Origin of the sequence: Wolbachia endosymbiont of Drosophila tristis (genome assembly GCF_028981745.1) — a bacterium.
GTDB classification, from domain to species: domain Bacteria; phylum Pseudomonadota; class Alphaproteobacteria; order Rickettsiales; family Anaplasmataceae; genus Wolbachia; species Wolbachia pipientis.
Window position 1 is genome coordinate 59,627 of the sequence record NZ_JAPQLN010000113.1, and the last position, 16,104, is coordinate 75,730.

The 16,104-nt window shown below is 34.6% G+C and carries 12 protein-coding genes and 1 tRNA gene; 1 reads left to right on the forward strand and 12 read right to left on the reverse strand.

Features of this window, described 5'->3' with window-relative positions:
• Position 1: 1 nt before the first annotated feature.
• The 5 genes from rplI to gltX all read right to left on the reverse strand — a co-directional run bounded on the left by rplI (position 2) and on the right by gltX (position 6,997).
• On the reverse strand, positions 2-556 hold the full coding sequence (gene rplI, locus OZD64_RS06320; protein WP_006279792.1) for a 50S ribosomal protein L9: 555 nt from the start codon (positions 554-556) through the stop codon (positions 2-4).
• A 7-nt stretch (positions 557-563) separates the two neighbouring features.
• Complete coding sequence (gene rpsR, locus OZD64_RS06325; protein ID WP_274999536.1) at positions 564-839, reverse strand: 30S ribosomal protein S18; 276 nt, start codon at positions 837-839, stop codon at positions 564-566.
• Positions 839-1,612 carry a 30S ribosomal protein S6 gene (locus OZD64_RS06330; RefSeq protein WP_010082465.1) on the reverse strand — a complete coding sequence of 258 codons (774 nt, stop codon included), beginning with the start codon at positions 1,610-1,612 and terminating at the stop codon, positions 839-841. Before OZD64_RS06330 ends, rpsR begins: the two co-directional genes overlap by 1 nt.
• Before the next feature lie 48 nt (positions 1,613-1,660).
• Entirely contained in the window at positions 1,661-4,990 is a 3,330-nt protein-coding gene (gene dnaE, locus OZD64_RS06335) for a DNA polymerase III subunit alpha (protein ID WP_182282684.1), read from the reverse strand.
• A 684-nt stretch (positions 4,991-5,674) separates the two neighbouring features.
• Positions 5,675-6,997, reverse strand: a complete 1,323-nt coding sequence (gltX, locus tag OZD64_RS06340) for a glutamate--tRNA ligase (protein WP_010962828.1) — start codon at positions 6,995-6,997, stop codon at positions 5,675-5,677.
• Positions 6,998-7,211: 214 nt separating this feature from the next.
• Here gltX and ligA point away from each other — a divergent pair, with 214 nt between their 5' ends.
• Entirely contained in the window at positions 7,212-9,200 is a 1,989-nt protein-coding gene (ligA, locus tag OZD64_RS06345) for an NAD-dependent DNA ligase LigA (RefSeq protein WP_010962827.1), read from the forward strand.
• A 38-nt stretch (positions 9,201-9,238) separates the two neighbouring features.
• On the opposite strand, the gene dapA is transcribed toward ligA, so the two are convergent.
• From dapA to OZD64_RS06380, 7 genes are all read right to left on the reverse strand, one after another.
• Positions 9,239-10,120 (reverse strand): 4-hydroxy-tetrahydrodipicolinate synthase, encoded by an 882-nt coding sequence (dapA, locus tag OZD64_RS06350; RefSeq protein ID WP_038199100.1) that lies wholly within the window; start codon positions 10,118-10,120, stop codon positions 9,239-9,241.
• Positions 10,121-10,129: 9 nt separating this feature from the next.
• Entirely contained in the window at positions 10,130-10,612 is a 483-nt protein-coding gene (gene ssb / locus OZD64_RS06355; RefSeq protein ID WP_274999537.1) for a single-stranded DNA-binding protein, read from the reverse strand.
• A gap of 67 nt (positions 10,613-10,679) precedes the next feature.
• Positions 10,680-10,753: transfer RNA gene (locus OZD64_RS06360), tRNA-Arg, on the reverse strand.
• Between the two features lie 13 nt (positions 10,754-10,766).
• Entirely contained in the window at positions 10,767-11,582 is an 816-nt protein-coding gene (locus OZD64_RS06365; protein WP_038199176.1) for a hypothetical protein, read from the reverse strand.
• A gap of 4 nt (positions 11,583-11,586) precedes the next feature.
• Positions 11,587-12,195 (reverse strand): hypothetical protein, encoded by a 609-nt coding sequence (locus OZD64_RS06370; protein WP_038199098.1) that lies wholly within the window; start codon positions 12,193-12,195, stop codon positions 11,587-11,589.
• Positions 12,196-12,199: 4 nt separating this feature from the next.
• Complete coding sequence (locus tag OZD64_RS06375) at positions 12,200-13,639, reverse strand: hypothetical protein (protein ID WP_274999538.1); 1,440 nt, start codon at positions 13,637-13,639, stop codon at positions 12,200-12,202.
• 361 nt (positions 13,640-14,000) lie between these two features.
• Positions 14,001-15,746, reverse strand: a complete 1,746-nt coding sequence (locus OZD64_RS06380) for a type I secretion system permease/ATPase (RefSeq protein ID WP_010962824.1) — start codon at positions 15,744-15,746, stop codon at positions 14,001-14,003.
• Positions 15,747-16,104 lie beyond the last annotated feature (358 nt).

Below are 16,104 nucleotides of genomic sequence, written 5' to 3' on the forward strand. Positions count from 1 at the left end.
ATCAGCTATCATCACCATCAGTAGCTTCTTTATTCGCATCTTGCTCTGCCTCTTGTTGCTCAGACTTCTGATTTTGCAATTTTACTTGCCTTAGCTCATTTGCATCTGTTTCGGATTTCACGACGTATATAGTAATTGGTACTACTACTTCACTATGTAATTCTACGTTTACTTGGTATTCACCCAAGTTTTTGATGCTTACTCCACCAAAAGATAAACTACGGTGATCTATCACATGTCCTTCTTGTAGTAAAATTTTCGCAATTTCACGTGTTGTTACAGAACCAAAAATTTTACCATCCTCTGAAGCTTGCTTTATTAATACCACAAACTTATCATGTAGTGACAACGCAAGCTCTTTTGCTACATTTAATCTTTTTATATTCTCTTCTTCCAGTAATAAACGTTGCTCCTCTAGCTTTGTTAAATTTTCCTTGGTAGCTTTCACCGCTTTTCTTTGTGGAAAAAGAAAATTACGTGCATAACCTGGTTTAACTTTGACAACTTCACCAAGCTTACCTAAAGTCCTTATATTTTCCTTTAAAATTATCAACATAAATTACCTAAATTTTTTTAGTACAGTAAGGAATAAGAGCTAAAAAACGTGCCCTTATGATCGCTAAGCGTAACTTCCTTTGTTTTTTTGCACATACGCCTGTTAATCTTCTAGGTAATATCCTACCATAGTCAGAGGTAAACTTGGATAATAAATCTATATTCTTATAATCTATGTCTTCATCTTTAGACGCAGCAAGAGGGCAAACTTTAGAACGCCTAAAGCCAGTCCTATTATTTACAGATACGTAAGAATTATTAAAACTATTTCGTCTTTTCATCATTATGCGCTTTGCTCCTCAATTTGTTTATTCATCATATGAGATTTACCTTCAAAAATTTTATCAACCTGCACAGGAAAGTGGCGAATAACGTTCTCATTAAGTTTCATTCTACGCATAAATTCATCCAGAATGCTTGCAGTAGAACTTATGCACATTATACAATAATGACCGCTCTTCATTTTATTTTTGTGATATGCAAAATCCAAAAGACCCCAATGTTCATACTTGATTAATCCTGATGCTTCAATGTTTTTCAAAAGCATTTCCAACGCTTTGCTCGATTGAGTTGGACCGTTTATTCTAAAATCTTTCAAAATATCTTGAAAAATCTTTATTAGATGTTCTGAAATATTTCTCTTCAAAGCATTTACTGCGTTATGGATAAACGCACTTTTAGTACTGCCTCCTAGAAATTTTGTAAAATCTTGCGTTATTCCTAAATCTTTTAGGTCATCTTTCAACTCTTTATCGATTTTTGACTTCACTTCTTTCAAATTTGAAAGATCTTCTTCTAATTCAACCCATAAAATTTTTGTAAGATCTTCCAAGAAATCAGAGTAAGCAACTAGACTTTCTTTAATGTCCTCAGCACGCACTTCTAACTCTTGTTTTGTAAGCTTGTCATTTCCTTTTTTCAGAATATCCCTGATTTGCTGGAACATAATATCTGCTTTAATATTTTTCAATGAAACAGCTAGCTCTTGGACCATCTCCTCTACTTCTTGCTGTAACAATCCTTGTTGTGCTATAAAAGTAAATTCATAAAGATTCACTATATCTTCCTTTAATACCGATTAAATATTTCATTATATAAAGCTTTTTTATATAAGCAAGTTATTTGTATTAATTTCTACGCCTTTAATCCAGCTTAAATTAGATATTTCATAAATTACTTGAGGAGCAATTGAGTATGCACCTGGTAATAAGATGCTCACTTTATGTTTTTCGAGAAGAAGTTTTAGCATTATTTTGGTTCTGCCTTCATCTTTCAATATTGTGTTTAATTCCATAGCGGCTTTTTGCGAATCCGTGCACTCAGTGGTGAGAACTAATTCTTTTATTGTAGAAGTGACTCTTTTTGTAAACTCAGATATATCCTTGCCTGCTAATCTTGTTGTATTTTCCGAAGCTTCAAGATCAATTATCACAAATGTTCCTGGTGAAAATAAATCTCTTTTTTCTTCTATTATTTCATTATTATAGAATGCTATTTCAGAAACGTTATGGGGATCAGAAAGTGTGAGGATAACAAACCTTCCACGCTCTGAAGTTCTCATACGTGCATTTAATATTACCCCAGCAGTTTTTGCTGTTCTATTTTCTCCGATAAACCCAATATTTAACTTTTCCAGAAGAGTTCTAAATTTTTCAAGCGGATGATTAGTTAAATAAAATCCTAGTGAAAATAACTCATGTTCTAATTTTTCCTCTTCATCAAAATCTTCCACATTCTCAAGTTTCGGTTTGAGGACATCAAGACTACCAAACAAAGCAGCTTGACTTGATTCTCTATCCTGTTTGTTTTTATTTGCAAAGTAAATCAGCGTGTCCATTGACTCATATAGCTGCTTTCTGTTCTTATGCACGCTATCGAATGCTCCGGATTTAATCAGGCTTTCTAGCGCTCTCTTATTTATTATATGACCTGAATTTTGAATGAATTCCCATATGTCCTTACAAGCGCTTGAACGTACGTTCACTATTCCTTCCGCTATAGAAAAACCAACATTCCTCAAGGCAGCAATACCATAACGTATGCGTTCATCCTCTATTGAGAATTCAGCTTGAGACTTGTTTATATCAGGTGAAAGAACGGTAACGCCACTAAACTTTGCTGCATGATAAAATAAATTCAGTTTATCTCTATCATCAATATTCAGATTCATTAGTGCTGTAAAAAATTCTAATGGATAATTAGCTTTAAGGTAAGCCGTTTGATAAGATATCACCGCATATGCTGCAGCATGAGATTTATTGAACCCATAACCAGCAAATTTTGCAACAAGGTCAAAGATATAACTTGCCCTGTCGTAATCAACGCCATTCTTCGTTGCCCCTTGGATGAAAAGTTCACGTTGTTTATCCATCTCTTCCTTGATTTTCTTACCCATAGCACGTCTCAGCAAATCTGCTTCCGCTAAGCTATACCCGGAAAGAATACGGGCTATTTCCATCACTTGTTCTTGGTAAATTATTACCCCAAATGTCTCTTTTAATACTTCCTCAAGTAACGGATGAATATAATCTGGCTTTTCAAGTCCGTGTTTTCTTGCAACATAAGTTGGAATGTTATCCATAGGTCCTGGACGATAAAGGGAAATTAAAGCGATAATATCTTCAATGCAGTCCGGTTTTAGTTTAATTAAAGCTTCTCTCATTCCCGAACTTTCAAGCTGAAACACTCCAATTGAATCACCGCTTGAGAGTATCTCATAGGTTTTTTGGTCATTTAAAGGAACTGAAGAAATATCAATCTTTTTTCCATCACGATTAATTAAACGACATACATGATCTATTAGCGTTAGCGTACCAAGCCCAAGAAAATCAAATTTTATTAGCCCAGCTTTCTCCACATATTTCATGCTGTATTGAGTGATTGGCAAAGCCGAATTTGGATCATAGTACACAGGAACAAAATTTTCCAACTTTTGATCACATATTACAATTCCAGCAGCATGAGTTGAAACGTGACGATATATTCCTTCGAGCCTTAGCGATATATCAAGAAGCTTTGCAATTACCTCATCACTATCCCGCTCTTTCTGCAGGTTTTGATCAAACTCTATCGCTTGTGATAAAGTTACAGGATTTACTGGATTAAATGGAACCATTTTAGATATTTTATCCACTTGAGAGTAAGGCATTTGCAATACTCTACCAACGTCACGCAATACTGCCCTTGCCTGCAATTTACCAAAAGTGATTATTTGAGCAACATAACCGTACTTTTTCTGAACATAATCAATAACCAGGTCCCTTTTCTCTTGGCAGAAATCGATATCAAAGTCAGGCATCGATACACGATCAGGATTCAAAAATCTTTCAAATATTAGGCCAAACTTTATTGGATCAAGGTCTGTAATCTGCAAGCCCCAAGCAACAATTGATCCAGCACCAGAGCCTCTTCCTGGACCAACTGGAATGCCATTTGCTTTGCTCCAACGAATGAAATCAGAAACTATCAAAAAGTAGCCAGCGTAGTTCATCGAAGTTATCACACTCAGTTCGTAATTCAGCCGATCGTAGTATTGTTTAAGGTCTATGTCTGTCTCATTCGCAATACGGAATTCTAATCCTGCAACTGCCTGCTCCCTCAGTTCTTCATTCTCAGTTTTATTTTCTCGACAAGGAAATTTAGGCAAAATAGGCTGCCTGCTTCTTGGCATGTAAGAGCACCGCTTAGCTATCACTAAAGTGTTATGAATTGCTTCGGGAATGTCGCTGAACAGCTCCTCCATTTCTGCCACAGACTTGAAGTAATGCTCGGTAGTTAACTTCTTTCTGTTATTCTCCAGGGCATAACTCCCCTCCGATATACACGTTAATATATCATAAGCCTCATAGTCAGACCTATTTGGAAAAAACACATCGTTCGTTGCAACTAGTGGTATATTGCGCTGATAAGCAAAGTCTATCAAAGCTTCTTCAAGCTCTAGCTCTTTATTCAGCCCATGACGCTGCAATTCAACATATAAATGACCATTAAATGCTGAAAGCAGTTTTTCAACCGTTTCTTTATCTTGCCCCAACAATAGTTGAGCCAAACATCCACCGGTTAAAGCGATCAGACCCGTACTTAAATTCAATAGCTCATCAAAATCAACGTAAGGAATATCGCTGTTATTCTTGCGCTTTCTAAAAGACTCACTCACCAAAGTGACTAAATTAGTGTACCCTTGCTCATTTTTTGCAAGCAATAATATAGGTAAATTTTGTTCTGAATGTTTAACTATAATATTGCATCCTATTATTAGCTGTATTCCCCTACTTGCCGCATATTCTGCAAATTCAAGTGAGCCAAACAAGTTACCTGAATCAGTAATTGCAACCGCTGGCATTTTATTTCGCAAACAAAGGCCGATCAGCTCCTCAATTTTAACCGAGCTTTCAAGCAGCGAATAAACACTATGAACACGCAAGTGTATGAACATAAAAAACTTTAGATCAACAAAAAAGGATAACATTAATTTACTCATGAGAACATAATTTTCATGAGAACAAAAGCCTATAAAATTCTAAAATTAAAATACAAAAACTTACTTGACAAACTCCGCCAGCTCCCTTATCATGATAGTGAAGCTATTGTATTTGCTTTCGCCAATCTGCAGATTAAAAGGTAAGGGTTACTTAATGTATCGGCGTCTTATGTTCAATTTTTTGCAGTATATAGATACTGTATGTCTTTACAAAACTTCATCTACATCTAGATTTTTATCTAAATAAGCTGAACGCGCTTATAAAGCGTTACAAGACATCAAAAAATGCCAATACTCGACAGAGATAGTAAAAGACTAGCTAACTCTGGGATTCTTTGTCTTTTTTTCTGCTTAGTAAATTTCTTAAACATTTGCAGCGTAAGTTAGTTGCAATTAAAAGCGGCTTAATCTCGCTTGTCAAGCGTTTAAAACATAAAAAACGCCAATATTTTAAAGCGGATAATAACCACGGGGCTTCTTTTGCCTTTTTTTTCATTTGGTAAATTTCTTAACGTTTGTAGCTAAACGACAACCGTCATCCCGCTACTTGTTAGCGGGATCTCTTGTTAGCGGCTAAGAGATACCGCGAATGAATCGCGGTATGACGTAGGGATTGCATTAGCTATAATTCTTTAGTTTTCACTTTTCTTTTAACCTTGCAATGATATTTTCTTTGCCGATAAAAATTAATAGTTTAGCGAGCTCTGGTCCTGTTTCTGTTCCTGTTAAAGCTGAACGCAACTGCGTAAATAGGTTTTTTGCCTTTATATCCACTGTTTGTCGAATAGTTTTGACCCATTCTGACAACGTGTTTTCATTACAATCACCTTGGGGCAATGCATTGAACGCAATTTTTATAAGCTCCTTATCAAGAATCACAGGCTCTATATCAGATTTGCATATTTTCCACCACTTGGCCACCTCAGAAAACCTTTCTATATTGTTCCTTATAAAATACCAAAACTCTGAGGAGCCCACTCCAATTTGATTTAAACGGTCTTGCACCATTTCAAATAGCATTTGTTGCAGCACTTTGCTATTTAGCTTATACATTTCACTCAAGCTGAATTGTGCAGATGCTGAGCTAAATTTTTTAATGTCAAATGAATCAATCAAAGATTGCATACAGGCGCAAGCTTCAATTGGATTGGATGTTCCAAGCTTCACTAAATAACTAACTAGTGCCATCGGTTCAATTTCATCTTCTTTTATAGATTTGATATCCAGCCCGCCTTTCCGTTTCGATATCTTGCTATCATCAAAATGTAGCAAAGGCAGGTGAGCAAATGTAGGGATTTTCGCTTTTAATGCTTTAATCATTTGGATTTGCACTGCGGTATTAGTTACATGATCTTCCCCGCGTACAATATGAGTTACATTAAAGTCAACATCATCAGTAACAGAAGGTAACATGTATGTGTAAATTCCATCTTCTCTTTTTACCACAGGGTCGCTGACGCTACTGGTTGCAATATTTATTTCACCTTTAACTTCATCATTCCATTTTACAACTTCATTTCTATCCAATTTAAATCTAAAATGTGGTCTTCGTCCTTCTTGCTCATAACGAATTTTCTCTTGCTCAGTTAGAAGTAACGCGCTTCTGTCATATACCGGGGGAAATCCTTGTTTTAACTGCAATTTTCGTTTAATGTCTAACTCTTCTCTTGTTTCATAGCATGCATAAATATGCCCTTCTTTTATTAACTGCAAAAACACCTCATTGTAACGCTCAAAGCGCTCTGATTGCTTAAAACTTGCATCCCAATCTATGCCAATCCATTTTAGGTCTTCTATGATATCATTTATATATTTGACATCTGAACGCTGAAGGTCAGTATCATCAAAACGGAGTAAAAATTTTCCGTTTTGATTGCGTGTGTACATCCAACAAACCAAGGCAGTTCGTACGTTTCCTACGTGGAGGTAGCCAGTTGGGCTTGGAGCGAATCTTGTTAGCATTTAAATAGCAATATTGTTTACTCTAATTTATTTTAATTTTATATAAATATATGGCTAGAGCAAGCGAGATCTGCTAATACAATTGAGCAAGAGAAGAATAAGTATGGCTATAGCATTGTGGCACCTTTGATATTTGATGGATTAAGACCATATGATAAATTCAAGAAAATTCACAGCTTGACGACAAAGGCTAATGTAGCATTATATTGGTATCATGACTAACTTAGAAAAGATGAGAGAAAAACTGCAAGATCAAATAAATTATCATAATGTTTTGTATCACCAAAAAAATAAGCCAGAAATAAGTGATGCTGAATATGATGAACTGAAGAAAAAGTTAGCTGAAATAGAGCCAGAAATTTATGCAACACAAGATAGTGTTGGTGCTCCACCTGATGAGAGGTTTTCTAAGGTGGAACATCAAGAACCTATGCTTTCCCTTGAGAATGCTTATGATGAACAAGGTGTAGAGAAATTTTTGTCTAAAATAAAGAGGTTTTTAATTGAGGACAAAATAGAGATATTATGTGAACCAAAAATTGATGGGTTGTCGTTTTCTGCAATTTATGAGGATGGAAGATTTGTTAAAGCTGCAACTCGAGGTGATGGTTTTGTAGGGGAAGATGTCACTCACAATGTTGCAACAATAAAAGGCTTTCCTAAGTTTTTGCAAGGTGTGCAAGGAAGACTAGAAGTAAGAGGTGAAATATACATCAGTAACAGCGACTTTTTAAAGTTAAATGAAAACGATGAATTTGCCAATCCTCGAAATGCAGCCGCTGGTTCTCTAAAGCAATTGGATGCAAACATTACAGCAAGCAGACCTCTTAGATATTTTGCTTATTCTTTGATTGGTGGAGCAGAGAAAAGTCAAAGTGAGGTACTAAATAAGCTTGAGGCACTTGGTTTTTGCGTAAATGAGCATCAGTCCTTAACGAGTAGTTTAGATGGAATGCTGAAGTTCTATAATGAAGTCTATAACTGTCGCTATAACTTGGATTATGATATTGATGGAATAGTCTATAAAGTAAATGATTTGGTACTACAAAATCGTCTAGGGAATACTCACAAAGCACCGCGCTCAGCACTTGCATACAAGTTTTCTGCGGTTTATGCAAAAACAAAGTTAAACAAGATATTTATACAGGTGGGCAGAACAGGGGTTTTAACTCCAGTTGCAGATTTAGTGCCAGTCAATGTTGGTGGGGTGCTAGTTAGTAGAGCAAGTCTGCATAACCAAGATGAGATAAAACGTAAAGACATAAGAGAGGGAGATATTGTAACAATCAAAAGGGCAGGTGATGTAATTCCCCAGATCGTTGAAGTAAGCAGAGATTCTCGTCTTCCAAATACACCTGAATTTGTGTTTCCTGAAGTATGCCCTGAATGTGGTAGTAAAGTACGTCAGGTTGAGGGAGAGGCAGCAGTAAGATGTCCTGAGGAATTTGCCTGTAAAGCTCAAATGATAGAAAAACTAAAGCATTTTGTATCGAAAGATGCATTTGACATTGTTGGCCTTGGTGATAAGCAGATAGAGTTTTTTTACGACCTTGGTCTGATAAAACAAATCCATGATATTTTTACTTTAGAAGAAAGATTGGATGAATTTAATCTGGAAGAACAGTCTGGTTGGGGCGAGAAATCTATAGCTAATTTGTTAAATTCTATACAAAGCAGAAGGGTAATAACTCTAGATAGGTTTATATTTTCTTTAGGTATTAGATTTATTGGCCAAGTTGCAGCAGAATTGCTTGCAGATTATTATGTTTCTTATAATAACTGGTATAATTCGATGATTGAACTGTCATTAGATAATACTGAGCTAGTAGGTATAGATGGCATAGGAAAAAAAGGGGCTGAATCTTTGGAATCATTTTTTTCTAAGGAACATAACATCAAAATGTTAAATGATCTTACTGCTTGTCTTCAAATTCTTCCTGTGAGCTCCAACTCTAGTAACTCTGTTTTAAATAATAAAATTATAGTGTTTACTGGTAAGCTACTTGCTATGAGTAGAGGAGAGGCAAAAGTAAGAGCCAAAACTCTGGGAGCAAAGGTCAGCTCACATCTTTCTGCTAAAACTGACTACCTAATTGCAGGAGAAAAACCAGGATCCAAATATAAAAAGGCAGTGGAATTAGGTGTAGAAATTTTAGATGAAGACCAGTGGCATAAAGTGATAAGTTTGGGAGTGTTCAAATGAAACTTGGATTGTATATTAAATCAAAGTTGCAAGACTATTTAGAGAGTAGCCAATTCTTTCCATCCAAGAATCATTTTATTGACTTGCCTCAATTTTTCAACAGAAGGCAAGTCTTCTGTGCTGAGCGGTAGGCGGACAGTTTGATGTTCTATGAGCCCAATATCATGCAAAAGTGCTTTAGTGGGTATTGGGTTGCTGGCAATAAATAGGGCTTCGCAAGCCTGTTGCCAGATATCTGCCTGAGGGTTCCTGCCATTGAGGCACTTCTTAACATATTCATGTGCTACATATGGCCAAACATTGGAAGCAACGGAAACCAGGCCAGCCGCACCATAAGCGGCCATATCGGATATCATATTATCATCTCCACAAAAGACCTCAATATTTGGTGCAACTTTCTTATACTGAGCTAAAGTATCAACAGTGCCACTTGAATCTTTGATAGCCCAAAATTTTTCGTGGCTGGATAAGTTGCGTACAGTTTCAGCGTGAAGATTTATTCCTGCTCTTGATGGAATATTGTAAAACATAACCGGCACATGTGCTTTCTCAAGCAGCTTTTCAAACCATAAAGTCTGCCCCATAATTCCGGGCTTTGCATAAATGGGAGTTGTCATTAGATAGCCATGAATAGGCATACCCTTGCAAAAATCAAGCCATTCAAGAGTCTGATATAGATTCACTCCTGGTACGCCAATTATAATTTTCGTATTTAATTTTAGCTTACATACGAATTCAACTAATGTACGCTTTTCAGAATCAGTAAGCGATAGGCTCTCACCTGTGCTACCCAGCAACACTACGCCATTTTCAGCTTTAACTTGCATTGTCAGTAAACGCTGCAAACTGCTATAATCTATACTATCTCCATTGCAATTAAAAGGAGTAACACAAGCAGTCCATAAAAATGTAGATTTCAATTTAAATTGTTAAAATGGTATTTCATCGTCGAGTAGTTCCTCTTTTATATCGTTGTCAAAACTTTCGTGTTTATCTTTTTGTTCTGTTTCACCTTGTTTGTATTCACTTGGCTTGTAATCAGAATTTGGCGCACTATTTCGTGAATCCAAGAGAGTAAGAGCGCTATTAAAATTATATAGAACCACCTCTGTTGTGTATCTTTCACCACCGTTTTGGTCAGTCCATTTTCTAGTTCTCAAAGAACCTTCAACATAAACTTTACTGCCTTTACGTGCAAAATCTTTGACGATTTTTACTAATCCTTCACTAAAAATTACGATATTATGCCACTCTGTCTTTTCAGAGCGCATACCGGAAAGTTTGTCAGTCCAACTTTCAGACGTGGCTATTGAAAAACTTGCCATTTCTTTTCCATTTTGTGTAGTCCTAATTTCAGGATCTTTTCCTAAATTACCAACTAGTATGACTTTGTTTATGGTACCACCAGACATAATTATGCTCTAAATAAATCCTTTTATTATCTTATGTGAAAATACTATTGTCAAATTTAATTAAAAGTGCGCTTGGAGGGATTCGAACCCACGGCCTTTGCCTCCGGAGGGCAACGCTCTATCCAACTGAGCTACAAGCGCATATATATTTAAGTTATTTAATAGATAAGCCATCCAAGTCAAATTTTTGTTTTGGATAAAGCGTAAACATAATACTCCCATATCCAAAATATACATTTTGAGAATCATTCGCATGCTTTTTTATTGCTTTTTGATCTACGGTCCATACAAAAGTTACATAATTTTCAGTGACTGAGTGCACTTTTAAATCCTTAGTATTTATAAACAGTTTTCCATTTACCCATATTTTCCATGTATCGGGAGAAAGATATAAAATTGAGTCTAAACTCACTACCTTACCGTTGAAATTATCTGATACCTCCTCTTTTGCAGCTCTTGAAGATCGTAAATTGAACTTTTCCATTTCATTGACCATTCTATTAACTGGCTCTTCATCAAAAAAAATGCTTTTTACGTTACTATATTGTGACAAAACGTCAAAGTCACTTTCCACTGCTTCTCTTATTATATCGTCCCGATCTGTATAGCTTAGTTTTTGATTGTTGATAAAGAAACACTCTTTTGCACGCAAATTTGCTATATCAATAAAATTGTCGATTTCTTGATTGCCAACTTTAAGAATACTTTCAAAATATCTTTTTTCTATCATCATTCCATACTGAGAATGATGACAAACCATTTCATCATTACCTTGTTTTTCTATATATACGCATAAATTTCCACTATTTAATCCTAATATTTTATGCTCAATAAAATCTTCATTGCCAATATATTGTCGGCAAGAATACTCCTTACAAATTTCTATGCTTTCTATGATATCTTCACAACTGCAATATGCATTAACATTGGAAATGAGTAGCGTAAAAATAAAAAACAGCTTTATGTTCATCACCTTATCTACTTAATATAGTATACCAATCAAAGACTATATTAGCTCTCACTATCTCTATCATATTACCATTCAAAATCTGATTCATAGTTGCAGCATCAATATTTCTCTGCTTATTTAAAATAAGAGATTTGATCATAACATAACCTGGCAGATTTGGAATAGACTGTAGAAATAAAAAAATATGCTTATCGCTGATTGAGCTTAAATTTAGGATCACTTCACTTTTTATTACTTTTGTGCGTTCACTTTTGTTGTGGAGCTCAACTTCTTCGGGTATAGAAATTGATATTTCAGGTTCTAATATATAGTACTTTTTATATAACTCGCTAAGCTCGAAATTTAAATTTGCAATGTATCTGCTACTATGTAAATTTGAAGAGGAAATTTTTTTCCATAAATCTAGGTTTTTATTTAGAACAACTTCCTTTTTTTGAATTCCAGTAATCTGTAAATTAATAGAACGTATTTTATCAATCGCAATTTGGTTTTTATTATAAATCTTTTCGTTATAGATAACAACATATGTTAATAACCCTATTAATCCAACAGATAATAACAAATACGATATAAACTGAATTGTAGCTTTTCTTTTTAATTGAGAGATAGTCATTAATCTACATTGCCTCTCCTATTTCAACATCAATAGATAGATTTTGCTCTTTAGCAGCAGGTAAGCTAGAAGTATTAATGTCATAGGTACGAAAATTATCGTTTAAATTTTTTCGTAGTTTCTCGTATTGATGAGAAATATTTTTACCGGATTGAAAATTAAACTTTAAAGTTGTGGTAATATAACTTTTTGCCTCATTATAATTCCATTCAAATGATCGAAGCTCTATACCTGGTATTTTTAACTTTTCTACATACTTAACTTGTGTAAGAGGAGAGTATTCTATTTTTGATAAAATATTATTGATATTAATAAAATCATAAATTTCATCTATTTTTTTTACATTATAGCTTTGGCTAAGTTTTGTTAATTGGTTATTTAAGGTGTTCTGCTTTGCTGATAAATTATCAGCGACATTGAAATTTGAATACAAATTTAGCAAACAAAGGGTGTTTGTTATAACTAAAACCAGGGCGAAGTATAGAAAAATTCGAGGAGAGTTTAAATAAAGGTAATTGAATAGATAAAATTCTTTAGTTTCCTTTGTATTAAAAATAACTGCTAATTTATTCTTAAAGCTATGAAACAAAATTATGGTATCGCAAAAGTTATCTTTTTCACTTATAGCTAGTTCTGCTCCTAATAGTTTGCCTAACTCATATGGAGTTAATATGTTCACACTGTTCTCTGAAAAATTTATGACTGATAAACTAGCTTTGATATCTTCTGACACTATGATACAAAGGTCGATAGGGTTATTTTTTTCAAACCCAAACTTAGTTAAGGATCGAATAGTATCTTGCACTTCCTGATATATTCCACCAGCGATAATTCCTGGTAAATTATCATTAGTAAATGATGTTAAGCGCGTAAATACCATTTTATTCTCTTTAAGAACCACTTGTCTATAGCCTCCCGTTTTAGTTGCAGCAACTATAATTTTCCAATTATTAGGATCTTTATGTAGAATCTTTTTTGTTATATTACTTATTTCTATAGGAAACATTAATATTCCCTTAAAGTTGGAGCCTATCTCAATAAACACATTCAACCAATATTCTACTAAATGCTTTGCTTTTGATGAAACAAGAAGATAGCACCAGTTTTGATTGAATTTGTTTGGCTTCTCAACCAAAAAAACTGAACTTATGTCATTATTACGAGAAAAATGCTCCATCTTTGTTTTTGCTGATAGATAGGCACTAATCTTGTTTGCCCTTGTAATAAACTGTAGCGAGTAATTTTGATCTGCATGATTAAGCACCAGGTATAAAGGTGCTTTTTTATCTGACGAAAGACATGAAATTAAATCGGAAACTGCTTTATCGTTTTTGCCCTTAACAAAATACCTTTTATTTAAAGTATTATTTTTAAAATATAGTAACATTATGCCTTCTTCTCCAATAGAAAGCATAAACTTACTTTTGGATTTTGAACTAAACATATTAACAAAGCATATACTTATCTAGAATTAAAAAGGCAATTTATTGAAATTCATTAAACGTTAGAGGGAAATATTGTTATAAATTTTCGCAGCAACATTATTTATATTATAATTTTTTTATAAAATTACCACTAATATTAAGTTATTTAGATAGCAAATTAAGAAAATTCATTAAGACGAATTTGTTGTTTTTCAAATTGTAGGTAAACCTAAGCCACTTTAGCTATATCTGCCGATTGACTTTAATTAATAAGAGTTATTAATCTATTTACTATTCTTGTAATATTATTTCTAATGGTAAAGAAATATATATTTTTCTGGAACAGTTGTTATTTCAGATACAGAATTTATTGTAAGTAAACTAACCATTTGCTGAAGAGCGCTCATCTTCTGTGGTACTTGATGATGGAGCAACTAATTTGCTCAAAATCTCATCTTTTGGTCCCATAGCGTAAATGATACCATCTGACATGAGGATCACCTTATCAACTACGGACAATAACGGTAGCTTGTGAGTGATGATAACAGTAGTAGTATTTTGTTTTCTTGCAATGCCAATTGCATTAATTAAGCATGCCTCTCCATTGCTATCTAAGTTAGCGTTTGGTTCATCAAGTACTAAAAGTTTTGTGTGACCATAAAAAGCTCTGGCAAGTCCAAGAAGCTGTTTTTGGCCGCCAGAGAGCGTTACTCCTCCAGGACCTCCTATTGTTGTATCATATCCATTTGGTAAGCTTAGTATTAGTTCATGTATTCCTGCAATTTTTGCTGCTTTGATTATTTCTTCAGGATTTGGATCTGGCCTCATGCGAGCAATATTAGCTTTGACACTAGTGTTAAATAACTCAATATCCTGAGGTAAGTAGCCAACATAATTACCAAAATTTTCTCGATTCCAAGTATATACATCAGCGCCATCTAGTCTGACTACACCAGATATTGGCTTCCATACACCAACAGTTAATTTTGCGATAGTGGATTTACCAGAAGCACTTGCACCAATAACACCAACTACATCTCCAGGATCTATAATGAATGATATTCCTTTTACTGTTGGCTTATTGCTTCCATAAGGAGTAAAAAATACTCTATCAAATTCCAATTTTCCTTCAGGTTCTGGTAGAGCCATCGTTTGCTCTCTTTTTGGCGATGTTAATATAAGTCTTTGTAGCCTTCCATATGACATTCTAGCCTGATTTAAAAACTTCCAAGTATGAACCGCAGCGTCAAATGGTGCTAATACTCTACCCATTAAAATTGAAGCAGCGATGATGCTACCGGCAGTCTTATGAGCTGTGATTGCAAGTAATGCACCTGTTCCAATTACTGATATTTGCAGAGTTGAGCGCAAAAATTTAGTGATTCCAGTAATTACATTAGAGCGATTTTGTGCTTTAATTTGCATTGCTCGGTTCTGATCATTTCGTTTACACCAATCAGAGACTATGAATTCTGACATGCCCATAGCTTCAACCACTTCTGCATTTCTTGTTGCAACATCTATAGCATTGATATTCCGTATAGTTTCTTCGTTGGTTTCTTGTAATATTCGTTTGGTGGCAAGTTCATTCCATATTGCCATAGAGACTAATATAATAATTCCAGTAATAGCTATAAACCCCGTGGAGGTATGTATCATGAAAATCACAACAAGGTAAATTAACGACCATGGAGTATCAAACAGTGAGAATATACCATTTCCTGTAATGAAATTTTTTATCACTCCGAGATCTCGTATTGCTTCACCACTTGAAGTTGAGCTCTGCACTGACGTTAGCCTGATTGACCTTACTATCAGATCTGGTGTTGCAGTTTTATCGATCCAATCACCTATTTTTGCCATGGCTAAATATCGACAAGTTTCAAGCATTGCAGAACATGCAAATGCAGATAAAGTGATAATTGTCAGCATAGTTAGTGTTGATACACTTTCGCTCGATATCACCCGATCAAGCACTTGAGAGGTATAAAGTGGTAGGAATAACATTAATAAATTGATTCCCGCACTAAACCAAAAGATAAACCAAAATGCACTTTTGCATTTTTCTAGGCAAACATATAGAGTACTTTGCTTCAATTCTTTTTTTATTGATGGCGTAATTTCCACAATCTTCCTCTTAATTTGATTACATGCACCATATACAATTTTTATTACAAAAATATTAATAACGGTAGTTAGCTTACTTTAAGTGAGTAAAATATTAATATATGTGAATAGGAAATATAAACAATGGTAAAAAGAAGTATAGTTAATATTTCCTTCATTGCCTATAGCGAAGCTACGTCATACCGCGATTCATTCCATAGCTGTACGAACATTCATTTTTGAAGGTAAACTGCACAGCAAATGGTGTCATGAAAGTAGCTGACACTGGGATGGCTTTGTTGCATCGCTACTTATGAAAGGCTAACTATAATTAGGATTATAAGCAACTTATTGAAAATCTTGTTTTTTTGCAATCAAT

Bases quoted from the DNA above. Each gene is read 5' to 3' on its own strand.
- rplI (WP_006279792.1), bottom strand. From the start codon at position 556: ATGTTGATAATTTTAAAGGAAAATATAAGGACTTTAGGTAAGCTTGGT.
- rpsR (WP_274999536.1), bottom strand. From the start codon at position 839: ATGATGAAAAGACGAAATAGTTTTAATAATTCTTACGTATCTGTAAAT.
- dnaE (WP_182282684.1), bottom strand. From the start codon at position 4,990: ATGTTCATACACTTGCGTGTTCATAGTGTTTATTCGCTGCTTGAAAGC.
- gltX (WP_010962828.1), bottom strand. From the start codon at position 6,997: ATGCTAACAAGATTCGCTCCAAGCCCAACTGGCTACCTCCACGTAGGA.
- ligA (WP_010962827.1), top strand. From the start codon at position 7,212: ATGACTAACTTAGAAAAGATGAGAGAAAAACTGCAAGATCAAATAAAT.
- ssb (WP_274999537.1), bottom strand. From the start codon at position 10,612: ATGTCTGGTGGTACCATAAACAAAGTCATACTAGTTGGTAATTTAGGA.
- OZD64_RS06365 (WP_038199176.1), bottom strand. From the start codon at position 11,582: ATGAACATAAAGCTGTTTTTTATTTTTACGCTACTCATTTCCAATGTT.
- OZD64_RS06370 (WP_038199098.1), bottom strand. From the start codon at position 12,195: ATGACTATCTCTCAATTAAAAAGAAAAGCTACAATTCAGTTTATATCG.
- OZD64_RS06375 (WP_274999538.1), bottom strand. From the start codon at position 13,639: ATGTTTAGTTCAAAATCCAAAAGTAAGTTTATGCTTTCTATTGGAGAA.